The organism is Vibrio neonatus, from assembly GCF_024346975.1.
GTDB lineage: Bacteria > Pseudomonadota > Gammaproteobacteria > Enterobacterales > Vibrionaceae > Vibrio > Vibrio neonatus.
In genome coordinates, this window is sequence record NZ_AP024885.1 from 413,956 (window position 1) to 438,163 (window position 24,208).

A 24,208-nucleotide genomic window follows, 5' to 3' on the forward strand; every position below is an offset into this window, starting at 1 on the left:
GAGTAGAGAGAAAATGCCAAAACGTAATGACATAAAAAGCATTCTAATTTTAGGTGCTGGCCCGATCGTTATCGGTCAGGCGTGTGAGTTTGACTACTCTGGCGCTCAAGCGTGTAAAGCACTTCGTGAAGAAGGCTACCGAGTAATTCTAGTTAACTCAAACCCTGCAACAATCATGACTGACCCAGAGATGGCCGATGCAACTTACATCGAACCAATCCAATGGGAAGTGGTTCGTAACATCATTGCTAAAGAACGTCCTGATGCGGTACTGCCTACTATGGGCGGTCAAACTGCGCTTAACTGTGCTCTAGACCTAGAGAAACACGGCGTTCTTGCTGAATTTGATGTTGAGATGATTGGCGCAACTGCTGATGCTATCGACAAAGCTGAAGACCGTTCTCGCTTTGATAAAGCGATGAAGCACATTGGTCTTGAGTGTCCAACTGCTGATACAGCGAAGAGCATGGAAGAAGCTTACAAAGTTCTAGAAATGGTTGGCTTCCCTTGTATCATCCGTCCATCATTCACTATGGGTGGTACTGGTGGCGGTATCGCGTACAACAAAGAAGAATTTGAAGAAATTTGTCGTCGCGGTCTAGACCTTTCACCAACTAACGAGCTTCTAATCGATGAATCTCTAATTGGTTGGAAAGAGTACGAGATGGAAGTGGTTCGTGACAAAGCGGACAACTGCATCATCGTTTGTGCGATTGAAAACTTTGACCCTATGGGTATTCACACTGGTGACTCAATCACAGTGGCTCCAGCACAAACACTAACTGACAAAGAATACCAATTGATGCGTAACGCATCTCTTGCGGTACTGCGTGAAATCGGCGTAGAAACAGGTGGTTCAAACGTACAGTTTGGTATCAACCCGAAAGATGGCCGTATGGTTATCATCGAGATGAACCCACGTGTATCTCGTTCTTCTGCTCTAGCTTCTAAAGCAACAGGCTTCCCTATCGCTAAGATTGCGGCGAAACTGGCAGTAGGCTTTACGCTAGACGAATTGATGAATGACATCACTGGCGGCGCAACACCAGCCTCATTCGAACCAACTATCGATTACGTAGTCACTAAGATCCCTCGTTTTAACTTCGAGAAATTTGCTGGTGCTAACGACCGCCTAACTACACAGATGAAATCTGTGGGTGAAGTTATGGCGATTGGTCGTAACCAACAAGAGTCACTACAAAAAGCATTGCGTGGCCTAGAAGTTGGCGCAACAGGCTTTGACGAAATGGTTGACCTTGATGCTCCTGACGCACTGACTAAGATTCGTTACGAACTTAAAGAAGCAGGCGCTGAGCGTATCTGGTACATCGCTGATGCATTCCGTGCCGGCATGTCAGTTGACGGCGTATTCAACCTAACGGCAATTGACCGTTGGTACTTAGTTCAAATCGAAGAAATCGTTAAGCTTGAACAACAAGTTAAAGCGAACGGTTTTGCGGGTCTAAACAAAGACGTACTAAACCAACTGAAACGTAAAGGCTTTGCAGATGCTCGTTTGTCTAAGATCCTTGGTGTTGCAGAAAGCGAAATTCGTCGTCTACGTGACCAATACGAAATTCACCCTGTTTACAAGCGCGTAGATACTTGTGCGGCTGAATTCTCTTCAGATACGGCTTACATGTACTCATCTTACGATGACGAGTGTGAAGCAAACCCAACAGATAAAGACAAGATCATGATCTTAGGTGGCGGTCCAAACCGTATCGGCCAAGGCATCGAATTTGACTACTGTTGTGTACACGCATCACTAGCATTACGTGAAGACGGTTACGAAACTATCATGGTTAACTGTAACCCTGAGACAGTGTCTACTGACTACGATACGTCTGACCGTTTGTACTTCGAACCAGTAACTCTGGAAGATGTATTGGCTATCGCTCGTGTAGAGAAGCCTAAAGGCGTTATCGTACAGTACGGTGGTCAAACTCCACTGAAATTGGCTCGTGCTCTAGAAGCCGCTGGCGTGCCTATCATTGGTACTAGCCCTGACGCTATCGACCGCGCCGAAGACCGTGAGCGTTTCCAAGTTGCTGTTGACCGTTTAGGTCTACTACAACCACAAAATGCGACAGTAACCACAATGGAACAAGCGATTGAGAAGTCGCGTGAAATTGGTTACCCACTAGTGGTACGTCCTTCTTACGTACTTGGTGGTCGTGCGATGGAAATCGTATACGATGAGCAAGACTTACGTCGCTACTTTAACGAAGCAGTTAGCGTTTCAAACGAATCTCCAGTACTACTTGATAGCTTCCTTGATGATGCCGTTGAAGTGGACGTTGATGCCATTTGTGACGGTGAGCGCGTAGTGATTGGCGGTATCATGGAACACATCGAGCAAGCGGGCGTTCACTCTGGTGACTCTGCATGTTCACTTCCTGCTTACACGTTAAGCCAAGAAATCCAAGATGTGATGCGTGAGCAAGTTGAGAAACTGGCGTTTGAGCTAGGTGTTCGTGGTCTAATGAACACACAGTTTGCCGTTAAGAACAATGAAGTATACCTAATCGAAGTTAACCCTCGTGCAGCGCGTACTATCCCATTTGTTTCTAAAGCAACTGGTGCTCCAATTGCTAAGATTGCCGCTCGCGTAATGGCTGGTCAATCTCTAGAAGCTCAAGGCTTCACTAAAGAAGTGATTCCACCATACTACTCTGTTAAAGAAGTGGTTCTACCGTTCAACAAATTCCCTGGCGTTGACCCACTATTGGGCCCTGAGATGCGTTCAACAGGTGAAGTTATGGGGGTTGGCGCAACATTTGCTGAAGCGTACGCTAAAGCAGAACTTGGTTGTGGTCATGTGTACCCTGAAGGTGGTCGTGCACTGCTTTCTGTTCGTGAAGGTGACAAAGAGCGTGTTGTTGACTTAGCATCGAAGCTAACCAAATTAGGTTACCATTTAGATGCAACACACGGCACAGCGGTTATCCTTGGTGAAGCAGGTATCAACCCTCGTCTAGTGAACAAAGTACATGAAGGTCGTCCTCATATTCTTGACCGTATCAAGAACAATGAATACACCTACATTGTAAACACTGCTGCGGGTCGTCAAGCGATTGAAGACTCAAAAGTACTACGTCGTGGTGCTCTTGCTGAGAAAGTAAACTACACCACAACGCTAAACGCTGCATTTGCAACCTGTATGGCTCATACTGCGGACGCTAAAACTAGCGTAACTTCAGTACAAGAACTGCACGCAAAAGTGAAAGCAAGCTTAGCGTAACAACAAACTTTAAAAATAATAATCAGGCGGGGGTATTGCTCCCGTCATGACAACCTCATTTGCCCGCTTTTATAGCGGGCTTTTTTGTTTTTATAGCAACCTTATATAGTGACTTCATATCGCAATATCAATTGATGAAAATCAGGAATGAGTTGCTTTCTATTGTTTCGCTATTGTGATTTATCTCTCAGTGCTATCGTAGCGTTTCGATTTTTAGCGGATGGATGATGACCGATGGATGTAAGCATTGAGATACTTACGTTTTTATTTTTTGTAGCGGGCTTAGCCGGTTTTATTGATGCGATGGCAGGTGGCGGCGGGTTACTTACCTTACCGGCATTATTAGCCGCTGGCGTACCTCCTACGCATGCATTAGCCACCAATAAACTGCAAAGCTCGTTTGGTAGTTTCTCGGCGAGTTTCTATTTTGTGCGCAGTGGCTTAGTGAGCCTTAAAGAGATGCGTCTTGCTATTTTGTGTACTTTTATCGGTTCGGCGACTGGCGCAGAAGCGGTGCAGTATATTGATGCCAGTATTTTAACCAGTCTTATCCCCGCATTATTGATACTGATTTCGTTGTACTTTTTATTGTCACCACAAAACCGTGAAGCATCTGGTGAGCGAAAAATATCTGAAGCTATGTTCGCATTTTTCATCGGTGGCGGTATTGGTTTTTATGATGGCTTCTTTGGGCCGGGAACAGGTTCTATTTTTGCGGTTTGTTTTGTGGTGTTAGCCAACTGCTCGTTAGTAGAAGCAACAGCGCGCACTAAAGTATTGAACTTCACCTCGAATATTGCCGCATTAACCTTCTTTATTATTGCGGGTTTGCCAATCTGGAAAATTGGTTTAGTGATGGCGATTGGTGGGTTTATTGGTGCTCGTTGCGGCGCAAAAATTGTAGTGACCAAAGGACAGCGTTGGATCCGTCCGTTGGTGATTATTATGTCAATGACTATGGCAATGAAGCTGCTTTGGGAACAACATCAGCAATGGTTTCTATCATTGATTTCACTCTTTCATTCTTAAGCGATTTAGCTCTTACGCAAACATTGATAGGGCGGTTCAAAGGCTTTAGTTGTTCAAAGTAATAAAGATTTTGCGCCGCAATGTTGAGTGTTTTAATGGTCGATAGTGGAATCAGTGCGGGGGCTAATCCACCTAGCGCTAGGTTTGCCGCTGCTGTGTAGGAGTCCATTTCCATTAGTGGGCTCACGCCAAGTTTTGCCAATAGTTGCACTTGATAAGCATTGGCGGGGTTGGCTAAGTCATTACAGATAAGCTGGCTAGGCAGTTGTGGCAGGCTGTGTTTGCTAACAATATAAAAAGGCTCATCAAATAAGTGAAACACTTCCAGACCATGACTTTTTGGCAAATGACCCGCACAAAAACCGATAGTCACTCTACCTGATTGCACGTTTTCAACGATTCTTGGCGTATGATTAGTAGTGATGGTAAATGCACTTTCTAGCGCATTTATCGTTTCTATTTGCGATGATAGATACCCCGCAATCAGTGTCTCTGAGCAATCCATTTTAATAACCGCATCCGAAGATAAGCTCTGTTCATCGCTGATTAGACCTTGCAGTTCAATAAAGGTAGGCGCGACATTTTGGATAAGTGCTTGCGCGGCAGGGGTGAGTCTAATCAAGCGACCATCTGGCTCGACTAACTTTTTATCGAGTTTCTTTTCTAAGTTTGAAATACGTTTGCTGACCGCAGATTGGCTAATATACAGCTGAGAGCCAGTACGACTCATGGTCTTTTCTTTGTTCAACACTAATAGTGTTTCTATACCTTCTAAAAGCATACGGCACTCATGAATATATGGAATGGTTCTTATTTTAAACTAGGTGATTATGAGCTATGAAGCTAGGCTAAAGCCATAAATTTAGAAGAGAAATACAGATATTGTGTAATCTTCTAGTGCTTATGACTTTGTAGCTTGGAATGAGAGGTGCTGATAATTGCTGGCAGATTGAAGTTATCAGATTGCTATTTACTTAACGCAAATGTAGGCAATGACAAGTGCCAACGAATAGCGGCTAAGCGAATGAGTAAGGTTACAGCGATGCCACCTAACATAGCTTGTGTGCTATTGACGCCTAGTTCTAACAGCCCGGTATGGGTACAACCTCCAACAATACATGCGGTAGCGTACACTTCGCTACGCAAGATCATCGGGATTTCTCGCGCTAAAATATCGCGCAAGATCCCGCCGCCACAGCCTGTGAGTACGCCCATCATGACTGCTATCATGTACGAGTCTTGGTAGCTCAAGGCTTTTTCAACGCCAATGCCGACAAAGGCCGCCAACCCAATCGCATCACAAACGGGTAGTAAGTACCAAGCGATCCGTTTTGGTCTTCTGACGATCAGCATGGTGATCAAGCTGGTTATGATGATCACCCACACATAGGTGGTATTGCCAATCCAAAATACAGGAGTGGCACCTAGCATCATATCTCGAATAGTCCCCCCACCAATGGCGGTGACAGCTGCTAGCACAATCACGCCAAAGGGGTCCATTCTTAATCGACCGGCCAGCAATACTCCAGAAATAGCAAAGATGGCGGTACCAAAGAGGTCGATAAAGTACAGCAGGCTCATTACGCAGTTTTCACCAACGCAAGCATGTTCAGCACCATCTCAGATGAGCTCTTCGCCGCAAGAGGTAAGAACTCTTCAAAGCTCATTGGTGATTCTTTATCTGCCACATCAGAGATAGCACGCACGACCACAAAAGGAACCGCAAATTGATGACAAGTTTGAGCGATAGCCGAGGCTTCCATTTCTACTGCGATAACAGAAGGGAAGTCTGTGCGAATGCGTTGTTGCGCTTGTGCGGTGCAAACAAAGGTGTCACCAGTACAAATAAGACCGTGTACTGCGTGTGTGTCAGCCATTTTGTCTAGTGCAGATTGCGCAAGGTTGATCAGCTTTTCATCAGCTTTAAAGGCGGCAGGTTGTCCAGCCATTTGTCCAATTTCATAACCAAAAGCAGTTACATCGGCATCGTGATGACGAACTTCAGTCGATACAATAACATCACCAAGGTTAAGGGTTGAGTCAAAACCGCCCGCAGAGCCAGTGTTGATAATCACATCAGGTTGGTAATCACTGATCAGTAGTGTAGTGCCAATAGCAGCGGCAACTTTACCAATGCCAGATTGAAGTAAAACGACTTCAACACCATCAATGGTACCAGAGAAGAAAGTACAACCGCCTTTTTGCTGTTCGCTTAACTCTTGGATGGATTGTTTTAGGATGGCAACTTCTTGTTCCATCGCGCCGATAATACCGACTTTCATAAAAATCTCGCTCTGATCAATGTGGCTATATTAGATAGAGCGAGATTGTAGCATAGGAGTTTTATAGAAGTGAAAGCTAGATTAGACCAGCTTCTAATAACGCCACACGTAACGCATCAGCGCGTTTACGGTTCACCCCAAAGTCGGAGTGACCTTTGCGTGATTCTGAACGTACGATGAGCTTGTCACCACTAATACGAAGCTCTAAATCATCAACAAAACGGAACACTTTGCTGGTGTATTCAATGCGTAGGTAATTTTCTTGTCGGTCAGCGGTTTTTGCTCGGCCTAAGCTAAGTGCGACATTTTCTATTGCCTCTAAAGTGGCGCTAGGTTTTAGCACAAAAGGAGCCAAAGCGTATTTCTCTCTGCCATCTTGAGTTGAGACACAATTGGGTTTGTCAGCGCAGGGCTGAATACTTCTATCTGACATGGCGCTCTCTCCGTTGCTACATCCTACGACAAGGGTTGTTGCCATGAGTAATGCGAGTGGTTTAAACATGAGTCTATCAATCCGTTGTAAGTGTGAAATTGCTCAGCACAGTATCCTTAGTGCATGAAGCTTATATGTTGTGTTTAAATACAATAACTTAACGTTATTTTTACAAGTTAAGTTTAAAACAAACAAAGGTCAAGAGGCTTATGCAAACTACTTATAAAAAGCACAGGGGGGGATTTACAGCCCTGTTTTGCTTCAGTGTGGTTACTGTCTGGGCTGATTTCTCTGGATGAGAGATAAGAGTTATGGAGAGGAAAACTACTAGTTAACCAAAGCTCTATTCCAATTACAATTAGCTAATATGAATTTGGAGTAGGGGCGGAGGTTTGAATGAGCTCTACCCCAGTTTATTTGATGTACATTTTCCCAATGCTTGATGCACATTTAATTCATTGGTAATTACACGTATGCTCCATCTATTATTGTACATTTACTCCACTGGTTACTGCGCATTTACTCCACCATAAATTGCGCATTTACTCCGCTTTATGTATGATTATTCTTAGTTAGGTTTTAAGCAAGTGATATCAAAAGAATGATCAAGCGAACATTGGAAAATTACCTCTTAGAGGCGATGGAAGACACCCCTGTGGTCGCCATTTTAGGTGCAAGGCAAGTAGGAAAAAGTACGCTTGCTCAGAACCTCATTCCATCAGGGGCAAATCAACGTATCACTCTTGATGACAACACGACCTTACAACTGGCCAATGACGATCCTGTGGGTTTGATACGAAGTTTAAAGACCCCTGCTTTGATTGATGAAATCCAAAAGGCTCCTCATCTTACGTCAACCATAAAAATGGTTGTTGATGAAAATAGAGGCGAAGGGTGTTTGTATGTAATCACAGGTTCTGCTGATCTTAGGGCGGTTTCAAGCTCAAAGAGTCATAAGCATGGCAAGGGTGACTCAATGGCTGGGAGAGTTGAATGGGTGACCTTGCATCCTTTGACTCAAGCAGAAATTGCTGGCAAAGAATCAACCTTTATAGATGAGTTGGTCTCTGGTGAGTTTACAGAACCTAGCACCAATTTAGATTTGGAGGATGTGGTAAATAAAATTGTCGCGGGTGGTTATCCTGAACTGCAAAACAGAACGCCAAGGCGTCAAAGAGCGTGGCTCAAAGGGTACTTAAATTCGACCATTCGTTCAGATCTTGAGTCGGTGTACAATATTCGCAACTCAGATGAAGCATTGTTATTGCTTAAAAGTCTCGCGGTCAATATATCAGGGACTCTGGTAAAGAGTAACGTTCAAAAGAACCTAAGCATTGACCGTCGAACTACGGACACTTACCTATCGTCACTAACATCTTGTCATATTATCGACTTTTTACCTGCGTGGCATAAGAACGAGGGAAAAGCACTAATCACATCCCCCAAAATTAACTTCGTTGACACCGCTCTTGTGTGCAGCCTTCGCGGAATTAATGAAACAGATCTATTGAACGACAGAACGCTGTTAGGTGATATTTTTGAGGCATTTGTTGTTACTGAGTTTAGACGTTTGGCAAATTTGCACGAGCTTGACATCGACACTTATCACTATCGTGATGCTAAAGGTAGGGTAGAGGTTGATCTGATGGTAACCGTTAAAAATTTATCAATCGGCATAGAGATTAAGGCTGGTTCTACTTATCAATCGGATTGGCTCAAGCACCTTAGAAAACTTATTGACAACAAAGTTATTGACCGAGGTGTGGTGATATACACAGGTGATCATCAAGTCCATATCGATGAAAAAATTTGGCTTATACCTATTTCAAAGATGCTCACGTTTTAACTGTAACTTCGCTTTAATACCAATCGTACTAAATAACTGATCATTCTAGCTTGTTAAAATACTCGATAACGGCGTTAGAATTTTTGATTGTAGAATAACTACTTATCAAAAAATTCTGCCTTGTTCTCGAGCATTTTTCCTGCGCTAGCTCTGATCACTTACTTAGTGTGATTGGTATAATACAGGACTTTTATAAATAACACGAAGTACAAGATAGCAGTATTTACTCAGAGGCAGAAAAAAGGCCAGCGGTGTTAAGGCTGGCCAAAGATTGGAATCTTAAGATTTAATTATTATGAAAGCATTAGCGAGTTTGCTTTTGCTTCTAAGTTAGAGTTTTGCATTAGGTATTTGTCGATAGCGATTGCACACTCACGACCTTCATTGATACAACGAACTACCAAAGATTGGCCTGTACGCATATCACCTGCTGCAAATACACCTTTTTGGTTAGTTGCAAACCCTTCGGCTGCCACATTACCGCGTTCATCAAGTTTGATGTCCAGTTGAGCTAGCACGCCAGTTGGCTCTGGATGTAAAAAGCCCATTGCCAAGAAAGCGAGATCACAAGGAATCACACGCTCACTGCCAGCAACTTCTTCAAAACTAGGGCGTTCGCCAGGAGCGGCATCTTGCCAAACGATGTCAGCAATGCGTAGGCCTGTAACTTCACCTTTATCATTTGCGATAAATTCTTTGGTCAGAATGTTCCAGTGACGCTCACAACCTTCTTCGTGAGAAGTGGTTGTTTTCATGATCATTGGATACTGAGGCCAAGGCATATTTGCTGGGCGTTTCTCTGGTGGGATCGGCATGATCTCAACCTGAGTAATGCTAGCGGCTTTATGACGGTTAGAAGTACCCACACAGTCAGAACCTGTATCACCACCACCGATCACCACAACATGTTTACCTGCTGCGTGAATTTCTTCACCCTTTAGGTCCATATCGTTAGCACGGCGGTTGTTTTGACCTAGGAATTCCATGGCGAAGTGCACGCCTTTTAATTCACGACCAGGAATTGGCAGATCGCGAGGAACCGTAGAGCCACCGGTTAGCAAGACAACATCGAAGTCTTGACGCAGTTGTTGTGCGTTGATGTCGACACCAATGTGTGCATTTACTTCAAACTTAACGCCCGCTTCAGCCATTAGGTTGATCTTACGATCAATGATGTCCATGCCTAGCTTAAAGTCAGGGATACCAAAGCGCAGTAGACCACCCACTTTCTCGTCGCGTTCAAATACCGTTACGCAGTGACCAGCACTGTTTAACTGCTCTGCTGCTGATAAACCAGCAGGGCCACTACCGATAATGGCAACGCTTTTACCTGAACGAGAACGTGGTTTCTTAGGTTTGGCATAACCTTCTTTGTAGGCACGCTCAACAATGGTCTTCTCGATGTTACAGATGGTAATAGGATCTTGGTTGATACCTAGTACACAGGCTGTCTCACAAGGAGAAGGGCACACGCGCCCCGTAAATTCAGGGAAGTTGTTCGTAGAACTTAGAATGTTCCACGCTTCTTCCCAGCTGTCGCGATATACCGCGTCATTGAATTCAGGAATGATGTTACCAATAGGGCAACCGCTGTGGCAGAAAGGTACGCCACAGTCCATACAACGTGATGCCTGAGTATTGATTTTGTCACCAAACTCTTCGTTTAGCACAAATTCTTTGTTGTCTTCGATACGAACAGACGGGTCGCGTTTTTGTGGAAGCTCACGACCGTGCTCCAAAAATCCAGTAGGCTTACCCATGATTAAACTGCCTCCGCTTCGGTTTGTTGCTGCGCTGCTTTGTTCTTTTGCAGAACTGCTTTGTAGTCACGAGGCATTACTTTCGCCAATGACTGCAAGTTCACTTCAAAGTTGTCTAAGAAAGACTGAGCGACTTCACTTCCTGTGAATTGTACGTGTTTAGTTAGCATGTCTTGCAGTAGTGCTTTGTCTTCTGCTTCGATAGGGTCGATGTCAACCAGCTCGCTATTGAGTTTAGTTTCAAAGTCACCGTCTTTATCCCAAACATAAGCGATACCACCACTCATGCCTGCGGCAAAGTTACGACCGGTAGAGCCAAGGATAATCGCGATACCGCCAGTCATGTATTCACAACCGTGGTCACCGACACCTTCAACGACAACTTTCGCGCCAGAGTTACGTACACAGAAACGCTCGCCCGCTAGACCACGGATGAATGACTCACCAGAGGTTGCACCGTAGAAACATACGTTACCCACGACAATGTTGTCTTCAGGAACGATGTTTGAGTTTGCGTTCGGATAAAGCACTAGCGTACCGCCAGATAAGCCTTTACCCCAGTAATCGTTCGCGTCACCTTCAACTTCAAACTTAACGCCTTTAGCAAGGAAAGCACCGAATGATTGGCCTGCGCTACCATTGAACTTAACGCTCATTGGTTGTGGCAACCCTTGGTCTTTATACACTTTCGAAATTTCGTTAGACAACATTGTGCCTACGCTTCGGTCAGTGTTGATGATTGGGAATTCAGCCGTTACTGACTCGCCTTTTTCTAGTGCAGGAATCGCAGTTTGAATCAGTTTGCGGTCCAATACTTCTTCAAGGTTGTGGTTTTGTTCAATCTGGTTAAATACACCATCTTCAGCACGCGCAGGTTCAATGTGTAGAACAGGCGATAGATCGAGGTTTTTGTATTTCCAGTGGCCGATATCTTCACGAACTTTCAGTTTCTGTGATTGACCTACCATCTCTTGAATTGTACGGAAACCTAGCTCAGCCATGATTTCACGTAGACCTTCAGCCATGTATTGGAAGAAAGTCACAACATCATCTACGCGGCCATCAAAGCGCTCACGTAGCGTTTTGTTTTGTGTAGCGATACCAACAGGACAGGTGTTCTTATGACACTTACGCATCATGATACAACCCTCAACAACCAATGCTGCCGTTGCCACGCCCCATTCTTCTGCGCCCAATAGAGTAGCAACAGCAAGGTCACGAGGTGTTTTCATCTGACCATCAGACTGAACAACGATACGGTTACGTAGGCCGTTTTTCAGTAGTGTTTGGTGTGTTTCAGCTAGACCCAATTCCCAAGGTAAACCTGTGTGGCGAATTGAAGACATAGGTGAAGCACCTGTACCGCCATCAAAACCGGCAATTAGAACTACATCGGCTTTAGCTTTTGCAACACCCGAAGCGATAGTACCCACGCCTGCTTCCGATACCAGTTTCACGTTTACGCGACCGCTACGGTTGGCATTTTTCAAGTCGTAGATAAGCTGGGCTAAATCTTCGATTGAGTAAATATCGTGGTGTGGTGGTGGTGAAATTAGACCAACTCCTGGAGTGGAGTGACGAGTTGCACCGATCCAGTCATCAACTTTATCGCCCGGTAGCTGACCGCCTTCACCTGGTTTCGCACCTTGCGCCATCTTGATCTGAATTTCTTCAGAGTTGGTTAGGTAGTAAGAGGTTACACCGAAGCGTCCAGAAGCCACCTGTTTGATTGCTGAACGTTCCCAATCGCCGTTTTCTTTACGTTCGAAACGAGATGGGTCTTCGCCGCCTTCACCAGAGTTTGATTTAGCGCCAATACGGTTCATCGCAACAGCAAGTGTTGAGTGAGCTTCGTAAGAGATAGAACCAAACGACATTGCACCTGTAGCAAAGCGTTTTAGGATAGCTTCAATTGGCTCGACTTCTTCTAGCGGGATAGAACCGGCTGGGTTTTTAACAAAGTCCAACTGGCTACGCAGTGTTGCTGCATCATCACCTTGGCTATCAACTGCTTGGGTGTATTGCTTAAACTGGTCAAAGTCTTTGTTACGAGTTGACTGTTGTAGCAATGAAATTGTTTCAGGGTTAAACAAGTGTTTTTCACCACGTTGTTTCCACTGATAAACACCGCCAACATCAAGCAACTGAACTGGGATTTCACGTGTTGGGTAACCAATGCGGTGACGAACAATCACTTCTTTAGCGATGTCATCGATAGTCAAACCTTGAATACGAGAAACAGTACCGGTGAAGTATTTGTCTACTACTGATTTGCTCACACCAAGTGCTTCAAAGATTTGCGCGCCATGGTAAGACTGCAAGGTAGAGATACCCATCTTCGAGAAGATCTTCAATAAGCCGCCGTTAACGCCTTTACGGTAGTTCTCGAATAGGTCTTTAACGTGCGCTTCAGGGTCTAATTTCTTAGTACGCTGCAGATCCACCAGTGTTTCAATCACTAGGTATGGGTTAACTGCGTTAGCACCGTAACCAATTAGCGTTGCAAAGTGGTGCGTTTCGCGAGCATCACCGGTTTCTACCACGATGTCACATTTAGCACGTAGGCCTTTGCGAATTAGGTGGTGGTGAACCGCGCCTACTGCCAGCATAGCTGGAATAGCAGCATGGTTTGAGTTAACCGCACGGTCAGTGAGCAAGATAATAGAATAACCGTCGATGACAGCATCTTCTGCGTATTGGCAAATACGTTTTAGGGCGCGCTCTAGCTTGCCTTTATCTTCATTTGCTTGGAATACGATATCTAGCGTTTTTGATTGTAAGTGCTCGTTATCAATAGCACGTAGCTTCTCAAGTTCAGAGTTAGATAGAACCGGAGATTCTAGTTCTACTTTTTGACAGTGTTCAGGGGTCTCAGTCAGTAAGTTCTGATCTTTACCTAGGTAAGTGTTCAGAGACATAACCATACGCTCACGAATCGGATCGATTGGTGGGTTAGTTACTTGAGCAAACAGCTGTTTAAAGTAGTTTGAAAGGTGCTGTGACTGGTGCGACAAAATCGCTAGTGGCCAGTCAGCGCCCATAGCAGAAAGTGGCTCTTTGCCGTCTTTTGCCATTGGCACAATAATTTCGTTTACTTCTTCCGAGCTCACGCCAAACGATTGTTGCTTGTGTAGCAAACGCTCTGGAGAAGGTTGGTTGAATTCGTTTTCTGCGTCAGGCAGTTTTTTCAGGCTCAGTAGATTTTCTTCAACCCATGCTTCATATGGCTGAGCATTGGCAATTGAATCTTTGACTTCTTCATCTGAAATAATGCGACCTTGTTCTAGATCGGCAACAAAGATACGACCCGGTTGCAGACGACCACGGAACTCAACGTTTTCTGGTTCAATTTCAACTACGCCAGACTCAGATGCCATCACTAGGAAGTTATCTTTGGTCACTGTGTAGCGAGAAGGACGCAGGCCGTTACGGTCTAGCGTTGCACCTACTTGTACACCATCAGTAAAACATACTGATGCAGGGCCATCCCATGGTTCCATGATATTGGCGTGGTACTGATAGAAAGCACGACGCTTAGGATCCATGTTTTTGTTCTCTTGCCATGCTTCAGGAATCAGCATCATAAGAGCATGTGGCAGAGTACGGCCAGATAGAACAAGAAGCTCTAGTGCCATATCGAAGTTAGATGAATCTGAGCTGCCTTCCTGACAGATAGGCAATAGCATATCAATTTCAGCTTGGCTGAAAAGATCAGACTCAAGGATAGCTTCACGCGCTTTCATCCAGTTCAAGTTACCGCGAACGGTGTTAATTTCACCATTGTGCGCAATGTAACGGAAAGGCTGAGCCAAACGCCATCTTGGGAAGGTGTTGGTTGAGAAGCGTGAGTGAACCAAGGCAAGCGCTGTCACCATGGTTGGATTTTGTAGATCAAGGAAGTACTGAGGTACTTGCTCTGTGGTTAGCTGACCTTTATATACCAGTGTCTTATAAGACAAAGAGTTAATGTAGAAGTCATCACCAATGTTAGATACGCTTTCTAGACATACGCGAACAGTGTAGTTACGTAGTACATACAACTTTCTTTCTAGCTCTTCAGGCGTAGTGCTTGGTCCACCAGTAATGAATACATGTTCAAACTGTGGTTCAGTACTTAGTGGGTCGGCACCCAGCATAGAGTTGTCCGTAGGTAAAACACGGTAACCCAGTACTTCTAAATCAAGACGTTGTGCGTTGCGTTCTAAAATGTCACGACATTGTGCGCGTTTATGCTCATCACGAGGGAAAAGCACCACACCAACACCGTACTGTTCAAAAGACGGTAGACGAACGCCTAATTTAACGGTTTCTTCTAATAGAAACTCATGCGGCTTTTGCAGCAAAATACCTGCGCCATCACCTGAACATGGATCACAGCCCTGACCACCACGGTGTTCCATTCTGGCTAGCATATCTAGTGCTTGTGTAACTACACGATGAGATTTGCGGTTTTTGAGATGTGCTACAAAACCGATACCACAAGCGTCATGCTCCAGTTCGGGAGTATATAAACCCTGAGCTGATTGCTCTTTATCCAACATAGGTAAATCCTTCCAATCTAATGTGACAAGGGGGAGTGATCCCGCGTCATTATTCCTTATAATTGTCTCTAAAAGGGCTAATATATGTGAAATTAGCCTGCTTCCATTCCGTCTCTCGCTGAAAAGTTCGCGAAAAAAACATTCCTTGGTCATTTCCAGTAGTTAGCTTCTGATTAATAGAATCTTATAAAGGCAGGAGCGGAATATGACCGACTATTCATCTAAAAACGGCATCTAAAATGAAGCGATATTAGGCAATAGTTGTAACTATCCTACAATTTTGTCTAGCTTAATTCCAACGAAAGTTTCAACAAAAGTGGATTTTTTATGAGCAAGTGTCTACAGCATCCAGTTAACATTTGTGTGTTTATATTTACACGCAAACCTTTGCGTCGTGATATAGCCTCAAATACCTGGATCGAAAAAAATGTGTAGAGATGATAGAATGCGCCGCTTATAAATGAAGGGATGTAATTTAGTTTCATGACAGGAGCGTCAGAATACAAAGTCATCATAGGTGAAGTTTCATGCAGTTACACGAGCTAGTTAACACTCTCGGACAAGATTTACAGCGTCGCTATGGCGAAAAAGTTCATAAATTAACTCTGCATGGTGGATTCAGTTGTCCTAACCGCGATGGCACTATCGGACGGGGTGGCTGTACTTTTTGTAATGTCTCTTCATTTGTTGATGAAACAACTCAAACTCAAGCCATTGAGGTTCAGTTAAGCGATCGCTCTAAAGAGATTGCTCGCGCTAAAAAATATTTTGCCTATTTTCAGGCCTACACCAATACCTTTGCTGAAGTACAAACGCTAAGAAAGATGTATGAAGAAGCGCTAGAGTCAGCCGATATCGTAGGGCTGTGTGTGGGCACTCGTCCCGACTGTGTTCCTGATGCGGTGATGGACTTGCTGGTGGAGTATAAAGAGAAAGGCTACGAAATCTGGTTAGAGCTGGGTTTGCAAACGGCTAATAATGACACCTTGAAGCGCATCAATCGTGGTCATGATTTTGCATGTTATGCCGAAATCACCAAGAAGGCGCGCGACAATGGCATCAAAGTATGTACGCATTTGATTGTGGGACTGCCAAAAGAAACCAAGCAAGATAATATCGAGACACTGCGCAAAGTATTAGATGTGGGTACTGACGGCATTAAATTACACAGTTTACATATTGTCGAAGGCAGCACTATGGCGAAAGCATGGAAAGCGGGCAAATTGGAATCTCTAGAGTTGGAAGAGTATGTCAGCATTGCTTCTGAACTGATCCGAATGACGCCGCCAGAGGTGGTGTATCACCGAGTTTCGTCTGCGGCGCGCAGACCGACATTGCTTTCCCCTTTATGGTGTGAAAATCGTTGGTTGGCGATGACAGAGATTGGCCGCGCATTAGATAGAGAAGGGGCGCAAGGCTCTCTTTTAAATCAGCCGTTTGTGTTTACTCAACCGCTATTAAAGTCAGCCCCTATGAATAAGTGAAGACATAATCACTATTAATTAGCCGATGTCTCGACTTTACTTCTAAAATACTTTCTTGCCTTACTTACTTTTACAGTCAGGCAAGATAAACTAATGGCAGTTACAGCAAATGGACTGCTTGATGAAACCGTTGAAAACTTACTCTCGATATTATGTCGATCTTCTCGTTCGCTTAGGGATCTTCCGATTCTCTTTCCTAATTGCCCTTGGCCTGATCACTTTAGCTATTTTTGTTCAATTTGGTATCAGTTGGCTGTTAGGGGAAACCTTCGAATATAAACATGCGCTGCGCTCGTTAGCTTTTGGTCTGATCATGACCCCTTGTGCGGTCTATTTTATCTCGATAGTGGTCGATCAATTGGAAGAGTCGCGTCGCAAACTCTCTAAGCTGGTCTCTGAGCTCAGTGATATGCGTGAACGTGACCTCAATCTCAATGAAAAGCTCACGCAAAACTTAGAGCAATTAAATCTTGAAATGAAGGAGCGTTTGTCTGCGGAAGAGTCTCGCGAGCAGGCTATGCTCGATCTTGAGCATGAAGTGTTCCAAAGAGAAGTGACTCAGATTGCGCTAGCAGAGCGAACCGCCTTATTACGTTCATTTATCGATGCTTGTCCTGATTTATTTTACTACCGCACCGCCGATGGTGTCTTTTCTGGGTGTAACCAAGCGGTTGAAAAACTCACAGGTAAAACAGAAAAAGAGTTAGTGGGATTAACCCCTTGGCAGGTTTATAAGAAAGAAATTGCGCAACAGATCGTCGAAACAGATCAAATCGTATTTGAAAACCGCGAAGAGCTTATTTATGAACAGTGGCTTGAGTACCCTGGCGGTCGCAAAGCGTATTACGAATTACGTAAAGTGCCATTTTTCAATAAAGAAGGGCGTCATTTAGGTTTGGTTGGATTCGGGCGCGATATTACCGAACGCAAATTAAATGAAAAGTCGTTAGAAAAAGCCAGTCGCGACAAAACCACCTTTATTTCGACCATTAGTCATGAACTGCGAACTCCGCTAAACGGTATTGTGGGTTTGAGCCGTATGTTGCTAGGCACTAGCTTAGATAAAGAGCAGCGCCAGTATATGCAAACCATCAATATTAGTGCGATTACGCTAGGGCATATTTTTAACGACATTATTGATATTGATAAATTTGATCGCAACAAGCTAGAGCTGGTTCCTTCTGAACTGAGTTTTAATAGCTTTATTACCGAATTAGATAGCTTATCTAGGCTAATGGCAGAGCAAAAGAATTTGCGCTTTGAATTGGAACGGCTTTCTGACATGCCTGATAGCATCATTGTGGATGCGACTCGTCTGCGACAGGTGTTATGGAATTTAATTAGCAACGCCATCAAGTTCACCTCTGATGGTGGCGTGTTTGTCAATGTTAGTGCCGAGCCTTTAGAAAACAATGACGTCGCTATTCGCTTTGAAATTGAAGATAGCGGCATAGGTATTCCTGAGTCAGAGCTTGAGAAAATATTTGCCATGTATTATCAGGTGAAATCTGAAGAGGGCAATTTGCACGCTGTAGGCTCAGGGATTGGCTTGGCGGTTTCTCAATCGCTTATGAGAAAGATGGGCGGAGATATCTACGCCACCAGTGAAGTGGGGCATGGCAGTACCTTTTATGTGGAATTTACTGCACCTTTAGGTTCGAGCATTATTGATAACGTAGAACAAACGACGGAGACAGTACAACGTCCGCTTTCTATATTCATGGTTGAAGATATTGAACTGAACATTACCGTTGCTCGCTCACTATTGACCAGTTTTGGGCATAAAGTTGATGTGGCAATGACAGGTAAAGAAGCGTTAAGTAAGTTTGAACCGACTGACTACGACTTAGTACTGTTAGATATACAATTGCCAGATATGACAGGCTTTGATATTGCTACTGAATTGCAAAGTCGCTATACCAACTTACCTCCAATTGTGGCGCTGACGGCTAACTTAGTGAAAGACAAAACCGCTTACAGAGAAGCGGGCATGCAAGATGCGATAAGTAAGCCATTGTCGGCAAAAGCTTTGCGTAAGATTTTGAACAAGCTTTGTTATCTCGATGAGCAAATTATCGAGGAGAAAACGCACGCCACTAAAGCGGTGTTAGAAGAGACGACGATTGAAGAAGTGCCATTAGATGTGCTTATCGATAAAGAAATGCTACGTTCATACATTGAAATCGTAGGGAAAAACCCAGTCCTTGAAAGTGTGCAATTATTTGAAGATATGATGCCAGATTATGTGGCGATTTTAGATTCTAATTTAGCGGCTAAAGACAAAGACGCGATTGTATCAGAAGCACATAAAATTAAAGGTGCTGCAGGCTCGGTGGGTCTAAAACGTATTCAAATGGTAGCTCAGCAAGCTCAATCTCCAGAACTACCGGCATGGTGGGAAAATATTAATGACTGGATTGATGAGATAAAAGAGAGTTACCTTAGTGATATAGAAATTGTAAAAGATTGGATTGAGCAAGAGTTTGCCGATAGGAGTTAGCTATGAAAGTAAAAGTTTTAAGTGCGATATTGTTGAGCTCTACGCTCTTATTTGGGTGCGCTTCAATATGTAATGCTCCGTGGGATACGGCATCAGCGACATCAAGTGTCGAACAGACTAAAGTGACATTAGATGCAAATATGTGGGGCAATAAAATGCCGACTATTGGTGAGAGTGCTGCATCTGCTCCGTTACATGGTAATTTAGTATTAAGCTCAGATAAGACTATCCCAGCCGATCTCGCGGTGACGGCTATCTGGGTTCGTTATGCAGGTGAAACCTTCCTTATTGATGAAGAAGCATTTGATGTTGAAGCTATCAATGAGAAACAGTGGAAAATCTCTTTCAAACAAGACCAAGCCTTTAATGACAATGCCGCAGCTGCAGATGTTGCCGTTGAGCTAAAAGGTGAAACGCAAAAAGTATGGTTGATTGATAAAGCGGTAGATGTGGATGCCGTTTATTAATTTATTGTCGCGGATGCTCAAGCTATAAAGCTAAGCTAAAACACTAGACCTAAAAAAACCCAGCTTAAAAACTGGGTTTTCTTATAATCAATGCAAGGATTGATTATGCGTCTAAATCACCACAAAAACGGTAGCCTTCACCGTGAATAGTCGCGATAATTTCAGGAGTACCTGCAACTGATTCAAAGTGTTTACGAATACGGCGAATCGTAACGTCTACAGTACGGTCATGAGGTTTAAGCTCACGTCCTGTCATTTTCTTCAATAATTCTGCGCGAGTTTGGATTTTTCCTGGGTGCTCACAGAAGTGCAGTAATGCACGGAATTCTGAGCGAGGAAGTTTGTAGCTTTCGTTATTTGGGTTAACCAAAGAACGGCTGTTAATGTCTAGAACCCAACCGTTGAATGTGTATTTTTCAACGTTTTTGCTCTCTTCGCCTTCTTTACTTACGCTCATTGAACGAGATAGAAGGTTACGAGCACGAATCGTTAATTCACGTGGGTTGAAAGGTTTAGTGATGTAATCATCAGCACCGATCTCAAGTCCTAAAATCTTATCGACTTCATTGTCGCGGCCAGTAAGGAACATAAGAGCAACATTCGCTTGCTCTCTTAGTTCACGAGCTAAAAGTAAGCCGTTTTTGCCTGGTAAATTGATATCCATGATCACCAAGTTTACTGGATTTTCAGAAATCACTTGATGCATAGAGTCGCCATCTGTTGCTTCGAATACGCTGTATCCTTCTGCTTCAAATATGCTTTTTAGTGTACTACGAGTTACTTGTTCGTCTTCAACAATAAGAATGTTAGGGGTTTGCATTGGCTCTACCTAAACTATGTGTAATTGATTTTTATTAATAAATTCTAGGCAAAAAATAACATCAAGGTAATCATTTGTGTGCGTTTGTAATGCATTCGATGATTTCATTGCACCTTAACATCCCCCTCCTTGGAAATTTTACAAGGTACCTAAAAATCCAACAGTACCTTTCATTCTTGGCCAAATTAATTGCGTATCATACCGACTTAACAGCTTTCTAACAATCAAATGCTGTTCATTTATTTTACTTTATTGATTTAAATCAATGGTTAATTTTAACAAATAAGTGAAAACAGCTCTAGATTCTGTGATCAATATCGATATTTCGTGCTGGGCGTTAGTATTCATTAAATAAGAACAAGGTGCAATAGTTGCATTAGTGTGAAATTTGTACGTAAATCACATTTAAAAGCTAAAACCAAGCCTTACTTCTATGGCACTTTGCCACTCTTCATAGTCTAAAGTAGCCTTCAAATTTAGACTTTCAGTTAACATATATTGGCCTGATAATTCAGCCCCCATATAGTCGCTAATGCTTACAGCCTCTACGTCTGGCGAGGCATAGATGGCACTATTTAAAGAGAGTTTGTTACTGAAATGATAGTTCACACCACTTAGAAAGTTGCGACTTGAATGGCGCTCAGCTGAGCTGGAAATTCGTGTTGCAACATAAAGATCGATATTTTCGAAAACTGAGTATGCATAGCCGGTATCAACGCGCCATTCATCAAATTGCTCTCCCGAACTCGGCGTCGCAGACATAAATAGGCGATGTGGGGATTGGCTATTTAGTGCATGGGGAGTTGAGTCTTGTGTCACCGCTGGCTCAAAGTCTGGAGCACTATAGGCGGTTGAGGTGAAAAGGATTGATAGAGTGGACACAATCAAAAGCAGTTGATAACGAAAAAGTAATCGCATTTTGTCCCCTTATTCATCCTTGAAGAGTATCAATTATGGATGTGGATAACAGGAATTGCCATTGTTACGCATATAATTAATTTGTTTATCATATGTTATTGCAATGATGACAGTTCTTATTTCAAATTTTTAGGTTTGATGTCTATACTTTTCTCCCATTTTTGTTGATGAAAATAGGAATTTGTCCATTTTTGTTAATTTATCATTGACGAATTAAAGCAAAATAGGTAATTCTAGAGTTAGACATATTTAGAAAACAGATAGAACAGTAATGCAAAACACACGTAGCCTGATTACCCGAATCATTATTACCGACACCACCAGTGTTGGGGCAGGCTGCTGAAAGAAAACTTTTACAAAAAAGGCCTGTATCCCACCAGATACAGGCCTTTTTTATTGCAATTTTTAGCTCAGGGAGAATGGAATGCGAGTATTGAAGTTTGGAGGATCGTCGTTATCGGATGCAGACAGGTTTTTGCGTGCGGCGAACATTATCGCAAGTAATGCGGATCAAGAAGAATTGGCGGTAGTTTTATCTGCTCCAGGAAAAACCACCAATAAACTAGTCGCAATTATCAACTCTGCGCTAGAGAAACAAGATGTAGAACCTCTAATCAATGAGTTACGAAATTCTTTTATAGAATTATCGAACAACATCAAACAAGAGCTGCCTCATATTCAGTTAGACGCTTTCTCGGCTCAAGTTGAAGAGTCTCTAGCGAACTTAGTTGAGTTTGTGCAAGGCATTAAACTATTGGGCATGTGCCCAAACAATGTTAATGCGCGCATCATCAGTAAAGGTGAAAAAGTTTCTATTCGCTTAATGAAAGCGGTATTAGAAGCCAAAGGACAAGCCGCGGGGCTGATTGATCCTGTGCAATACCTTTATGCAAAAGGTGATTACCTAGAAGCTATGGTAGATGTTGAAGTCTCGACGCAGAACTTCGTGCAATCACCATTACCAAAAGATGAAGTGCATCTAATGCCAGGCTTTACCGCAGGTAACGCTAAGGGTGAACTGGTTACTCTTGGGCGTAATGGCTCAGATTATTCTGCGGCAGTATTAGCGGCTTGTTTACGTGCAGATTGCTGTGAAATTTGGACTGATGTAGACGGCGTTTATAACTGTGATCCGCGCTTAGTTGAAGATGCCCGCCTTCTTAAATCGTTAAGTTACCAAGAAGCGATGGAGCTTTCTTATTTTGGTGCTTCAGTACTGCATCCAAAAACCATCGCCCCGATTGCGCAGTTTAATATTCCTTGTTTGATCAAAAATAGCTTCAACCCACAAGGACCGGGCACTTTAATCGGCCTAGATACCGGTGAAGATAATTTAGATATCAAAGGCATCACTACCTTAAACGACCTGACTATGGTTAATGTGTCAGGACCTGGTATGAAAGGTATGGTGGGCATGGCAAGTCGCGTATTTGGCGCGATGTCTTCTGCGGGTATCTCGATTGTACTGATTACTCAGTCTTCTTCTGAATACAGCATTAGCTTTTGTATTGAGGCAGCTGATCGCCTGCGTGCTCAAGCGGTATTAGAAGATGCGTTTGAACTTGAATTAAAAGACAACTTGTTAGAGCAAATCGAATTCATCAATGATGTAGCTATTTTAACTTTGGTTGGCGACGGTATGCGCACTTCTCGTGGTGTGGCTTCTAAGTTCTTTACCTCGTTAACTCAAGTAAATGTCAACATTGTGGCTATTGCTCAAGGCTCCTCTGAGCGCGCTATTTCAGCGGTAATCCCTGAAAACAAAATTGCTAAAGCGATTAAAGCGTGTCACGAAAACCTGTTTAATTCTAAGCATTTCATCGACCTTTTTGTAGTCGGTATTGGTGGTGTTGGTGGTGAGTTTGTTGATCAGGTCGCTCGTCAGCAGCAAAAACTTGCTAGCAAAGGCATTGTGATGCGCGTGTGTGCATTAGCCAATAGCCAAGGCATGTTACTTGATGGCGAAGGCTTAGACCTAGAGCAGTGGCGTGATCGTATGGGAGATGCTAGTGAGAAATTCTGCATTTCATCACTAAGCGCCATGGTGCAGCGCAATCACATTATCAACCCAGTATTAGTCGATTGTACCTCTAGTGAAAACGTAGCCGGTCAGTACGCTGATTTCCTACAAGCTGGCTTCCATGTGGTAACGCCAAACAAGAAAGCAAACACAGCGAGCATGTCGTACTACCATCAATTACGTCAAGTTGCGCGCGCTTCAAGACGTAAACTTATGTATGAAACAACGGTAGGCGCAGGCTTACCTGTTATCGAGAACCTGCAAAACCTGATTAACGCGGGTGATGAACTGGTTAAGTTTAATGGCATTTTGTCGGGCTCAATGTCCTTTATCTTCGGTAAATTAGATGAAGGTATGACGTTGAGTGAAGCGACAAAAGTAGCAATGGATAATGGCTTTACAGAGCCTGATCCTCGCGACGATTTATCGGGCATGGACGTAGCACGTAAGCTGTTGATTCTGGCTCGTGAAACAGGCATGTCGATTGAGCTTGAAGATGTCGTGGTTGATCAAGCATTACCACCGGGTTTTGATGATTCTGGTTCTATTGCTGAGTTTGTAGCGCGCTTGCCTGATGCAGATGCTTACTTTACTAATTTGTCCCAAGAAGCGGCCAAAGAAGGCAAAGTGCTTCGTTATGTGGGCGAGATTGCCGATGGCAAATGTCGAGTGGCTATCGCCGCGGTAGATGAGAACAATCCTCTATTTAAAGTAAAAGATGGCGAGAATGCTCTGGCATTCTACAGTCGTTACTATCAGCCAATTCCACTGGTTATGCGTGGCTACGGTGCCGGTACAGAGGTAACGGCGGCAGGTGTATTCTCTGATGTAATGCGTACATTGGGTTGGAAGTTAGGAATCTAA

Annotated in this window: 15 protein-coding genes and 1 other annotated feature; of the genes, 7 read left to right on the forward strand and 8 right to left on the reverse strand. The window is 43.6% G+C overall.

Features of this window, described 5'->3' with window-relative positions; all coding sequences use genetic code 11:
- Positions 1-13: 13 nt before the first annotated feature.
- Entirely contained in the window at positions 14-3,244 is a 3,231-nt protein-coding gene (gene carB, locus OCU38_RS02015; RefSeq protein WP_261823570.1) for a carbamoyl-phosphate synthase large subunit, read from the forward strand.
- A gap of 234 nt (positions 3,245-3,478) precedes the next feature.
- Positions 3,479-4,273, forward strand: coding sequence for a TSUP family transporter (locus OCU38_RS02020; RefSeq protein WP_261823571.1), 795 nt, complete (start codon positions 3,479-3,481; stop codon positions 4,271-4,273).
- On the opposite strand, the gene OCU38_RS02025 is transcribed toward OCU38_RS02020, so the two are convergent.
- The 4 genes from OCU38_RS02025 to OCU38_RS02040 form a co-directional block, all read right to left on the reverse strand.
- Complete coding sequence (locus OCU38_RS02025; protein WP_261823572.1) at positions 4,200-5,054, reverse strand: LysR family transcriptional regulator; 855 nt, start codon at positions 5,052-5,054, stop codon at positions 4,200-4,202. The genes OCU38_RS02020 and OCU38_RS02025 overlap by 74 nt on opposite strands.
- Before the next feature lie 185 nt (positions 5,055-5,239).
- Positions 5,240-5,854 carry a trimeric intracellular cation channel family protein gene (locus tag OCU38_RS02030; RefSeq protein WP_261823573.1) on the reverse strand — a complete coding sequence of 205 codons (615 nt, stop codon included), beginning with the start codon at positions 5,852-5,854 and terminating at the stop codon, positions 5,240-5,242.
- Positions 5,854-6,555 (reverse strand): 5'-methylthioadenosine/S-adenosylhomocysteine nucleosidase, encoded by a 702-nt coding sequence (gene mtnN / locus OCU38_RS02035; protein ID WP_261823574.1) that lies wholly within the window; start codon positions 6,553-6,555, stop codon positions 5,854-5,856. The genes OCU38_RS02030 and mtnN overlap by 1 nt, the downstream gene beginning before the upstream one ends.
- 76 nt (positions 6,556-6,631) lie before the next feature.
- On the reverse strand, positions 6,632-7,057 hold the full coding sequence (locus OCU38_RS02040) for a DUF1499 domain-containing protein (protein ID WP_261823575.1): 426 nt from the start codon (positions 7,055-7,057) through the stop codon (positions 6,632-6,634).
- Between the two features lie 547 nt (positions 7,058-7,604).
- Here OCU38_RS02040 and OCU38_RS02045 point away from each other — a divergent pair.
- The gene (locus OCU38_RS02045) at positions 7,605-8,834 is read left to right on the forward strand and encodes an ATP-binding protein (RefSeq protein WP_261823576.1); all 1,230 of its coding nucleotides are present in this window, start codon (positions 7,605-7,607) and stop codon (positions 8,832-8,834) included.
- 293 nt (positions 8,835-9,127) lie between these two features.
- Here OCU38_RS02045 and OCU38_RS02050 read toward each other — a convergent pair whose 3' ends face one another.
- The gene (locus OCU38_RS02050; RefSeq protein WP_261823577.1) at positions 9,128-10,594 is read right to left on the reverse strand and encodes a glutamate synthase subunit beta; all 1,467 of its coding nucleotides are present in this window, start codon (positions 10,592-10,594) and stop codon (positions 9,128-9,130) included.
- Between the two features lie 2 nt (positions 10,595-10,596).
- Positions 10,597-15,135, reverse strand: a complete 4,539-nt coding sequence (gene gltB / locus OCU38_RS02055) for a glutamate synthase large subunit (protein ID WP_261823578.1) — start codon at positions 15,133-15,135, stop codon at positions 10,597-10,599.
- A 527-nt stretch (positions 15,136-15,662) separates the two neighbouring features.
- Between gltB and OCU38_RS02060 the strand changes: the two genes are divergently transcribed.
- From OCU38_RS02060 to OCU38_RS02070, 3 genes are all read left to right on the forward strand, one after another.
- On the forward strand, positions 15,663-16,619 hold the full coding sequence (locus tag OCU38_RS02060) for a TIGR01212 family radical SAM protein (protein WP_261823579.1): 957 nt from the start codon (positions 15,663-15,665) through the stop codon (positions 16,617-16,619).
- Between the two features lie 121 nt (positions 16,620-16,740).
- Entirely contained in the window at positions 16,741-19,119 is a 2,379-nt protein-coding gene (arcB, locus tag OCU38_RS02065) for an aerobic respiration two-component sensor histidine kinase ArcB (RefSeq protein WP_261823580.1), read from the forward strand.
- A gap of 2 nt (positions 19,120-19,121) precedes the next feature.
- Complete coding sequence (locus OCU38_RS02070) at positions 19,122-19,586, forward strand: hypothetical protein (RefSeq protein ID WP_261823581.1); 465 nt, start codon at positions 19,122-19,124, stop codon at positions 19,584-19,586.
- A 103-nt stretch (positions 19,587-19,689) separates the two neighbouring features.
- Here the strand turns inward: OCU38_RS02070 and arcA are convergent, their stop codons facing one another.
- Positions 19,690-20,406: a two-component system response regulator ArcA gene (gene arcA / locus OCU38_RS02075; RefSeq protein ID WP_261823582.1), complete on the reverse strand. Its 717-nt coding sequence runs from the start codon at positions 20,404-20,406 to the stop codon at positions 19,690-19,692.
- Between the two features lie 405 nt (positions 20,407-20,811).
- Entirely contained in the window at positions 20,812-21,324 is a 513-nt protein-coding gene (locus OCU38_RS02080; RefSeq protein WP_261823583.1) for a hypothetical protein, read from the reverse strand.
- Positions 21,325-21,605: 281 nt separating this feature from the next.
- Positions 21,606-21,721 (forward strand) — a sequence feature (Thr leader region).
- Positions 21,722-21,748: 27 nt separating this feature from the next.
- Here OCU38_RS02080 and thrA point away from each other — a divergent pair.
- On the forward strand, positions 21,749-24,208 hold the full coding sequence (gene thrA / locus OCU38_RS02085; RefSeq protein ID WP_261823584.1) for a bifunctional aspartate kinase/homoserine dehydrogenase I: 2,460 nt from the start codon (positions 21,749-21,751) through the stop codon (positions 24,206-24,208).

What these genes read in the sequence shown, in the direction of transcription:
- carB (WP_261823570.1), top strand. Translation starts at nt 14, where the DNA reads ATGCCAAAACGTAATGACATAAAAAGCATTCTAATTTTAGGTGCTGGC.
- OCU38_RS02020 (WP_261823571.1), top strand. Translation starts at nt 3,479, where the DNA reads ATGGATGTAAGCATTGAGATACTTACGTTTTTATTTTTTGTAGCGGGC.
- OCU38_RS02025 (WP_261823572.1), bottom strand. Translation starts at nt 5,054, where the DNA reads ATGCTTTTAGAAGGTATAGAAACACTATTAGTGTTGAACAAAGAAAAG.
- OCU38_RS02030 (WP_261823573.1), bottom strand. Translation starts at nt 5,854, where the DNA reads ATGAGCCTGCTGTACTTTATCGACCTCTTTGGTACCGCCATCTTTGCT.
- mtnN (WP_261823574.1), bottom strand. Translation starts at nt 6,555, where the DNA reads ATGAAAGTCGGTATTATCGGCGCGATGGAACAAGAAGTTGCCATCCTA.
- OCU38_RS02040 (WP_261823575.1), bottom strand. Translation starts at nt 7,057, where the DNA reads ATGTTTAAACCACTCGCATTACTCATGGCAACAACCCTTGTCGTAGGA.
- OCU38_RS02050 (WP_261823577.1), bottom strand. Translation starts at nt 10,594, where the DNA reads ATGGGTAAGCCTACTGGATTTTTGGAGCACGGTCGTGAGCTTCCACAA.
- gltB (WP_261823578.1), bottom strand. Translation starts at nt 15,135, where the DNA reads ATGTTGGATAAAGAGCAATCAGCTCAGGGTTTATATACTCCCGAACTG.
- OCU38_RS02060 (WP_261823579.1), top strand. Translation starts at nt 15,663, where the DNA reads ATGCAGTTACACGAGCTAGTTAACACTCTCGGACAAGATTTACAGCGT.
- arcB (WP_261823580.1), top strand. Translation starts at nt 16,741, where the DNA reads ATGAAACCGTTGAAAACTTACTCTCGATATTATGTCGATCTTCTCGTT.
- OCU38_RS02070 (WP_261823581.1), top strand. Translation starts at nt 19,122, where the DNA reads ATGAAAGTAAAAGTTTTAAGTGCGATATTGTTGAGCTCTACGCTCTTA.
- arcA (WP_261823582.1), bottom strand. Translation starts at nt 20,406, where the DNA reads ATGCAAACCCCTAACATTCTTATTGTTGAAGACGAACAAGTAACTCGT.
- OCU38_RS02080 (WP_261823583.1), bottom strand. Translation starts at nt 21,324, where the DNA reads ATGCGATTACTTTTTCGTTATCAACTGCTTTTGATTGTGTCCACTCTA.
- thrA (WP_261823584.1), top strand. Translation starts at nt 21,749, where the DNA reads ATGCGAGTATTGAAGTTTGGAGGATCGTCGTTATCGGATGCAGACAGG.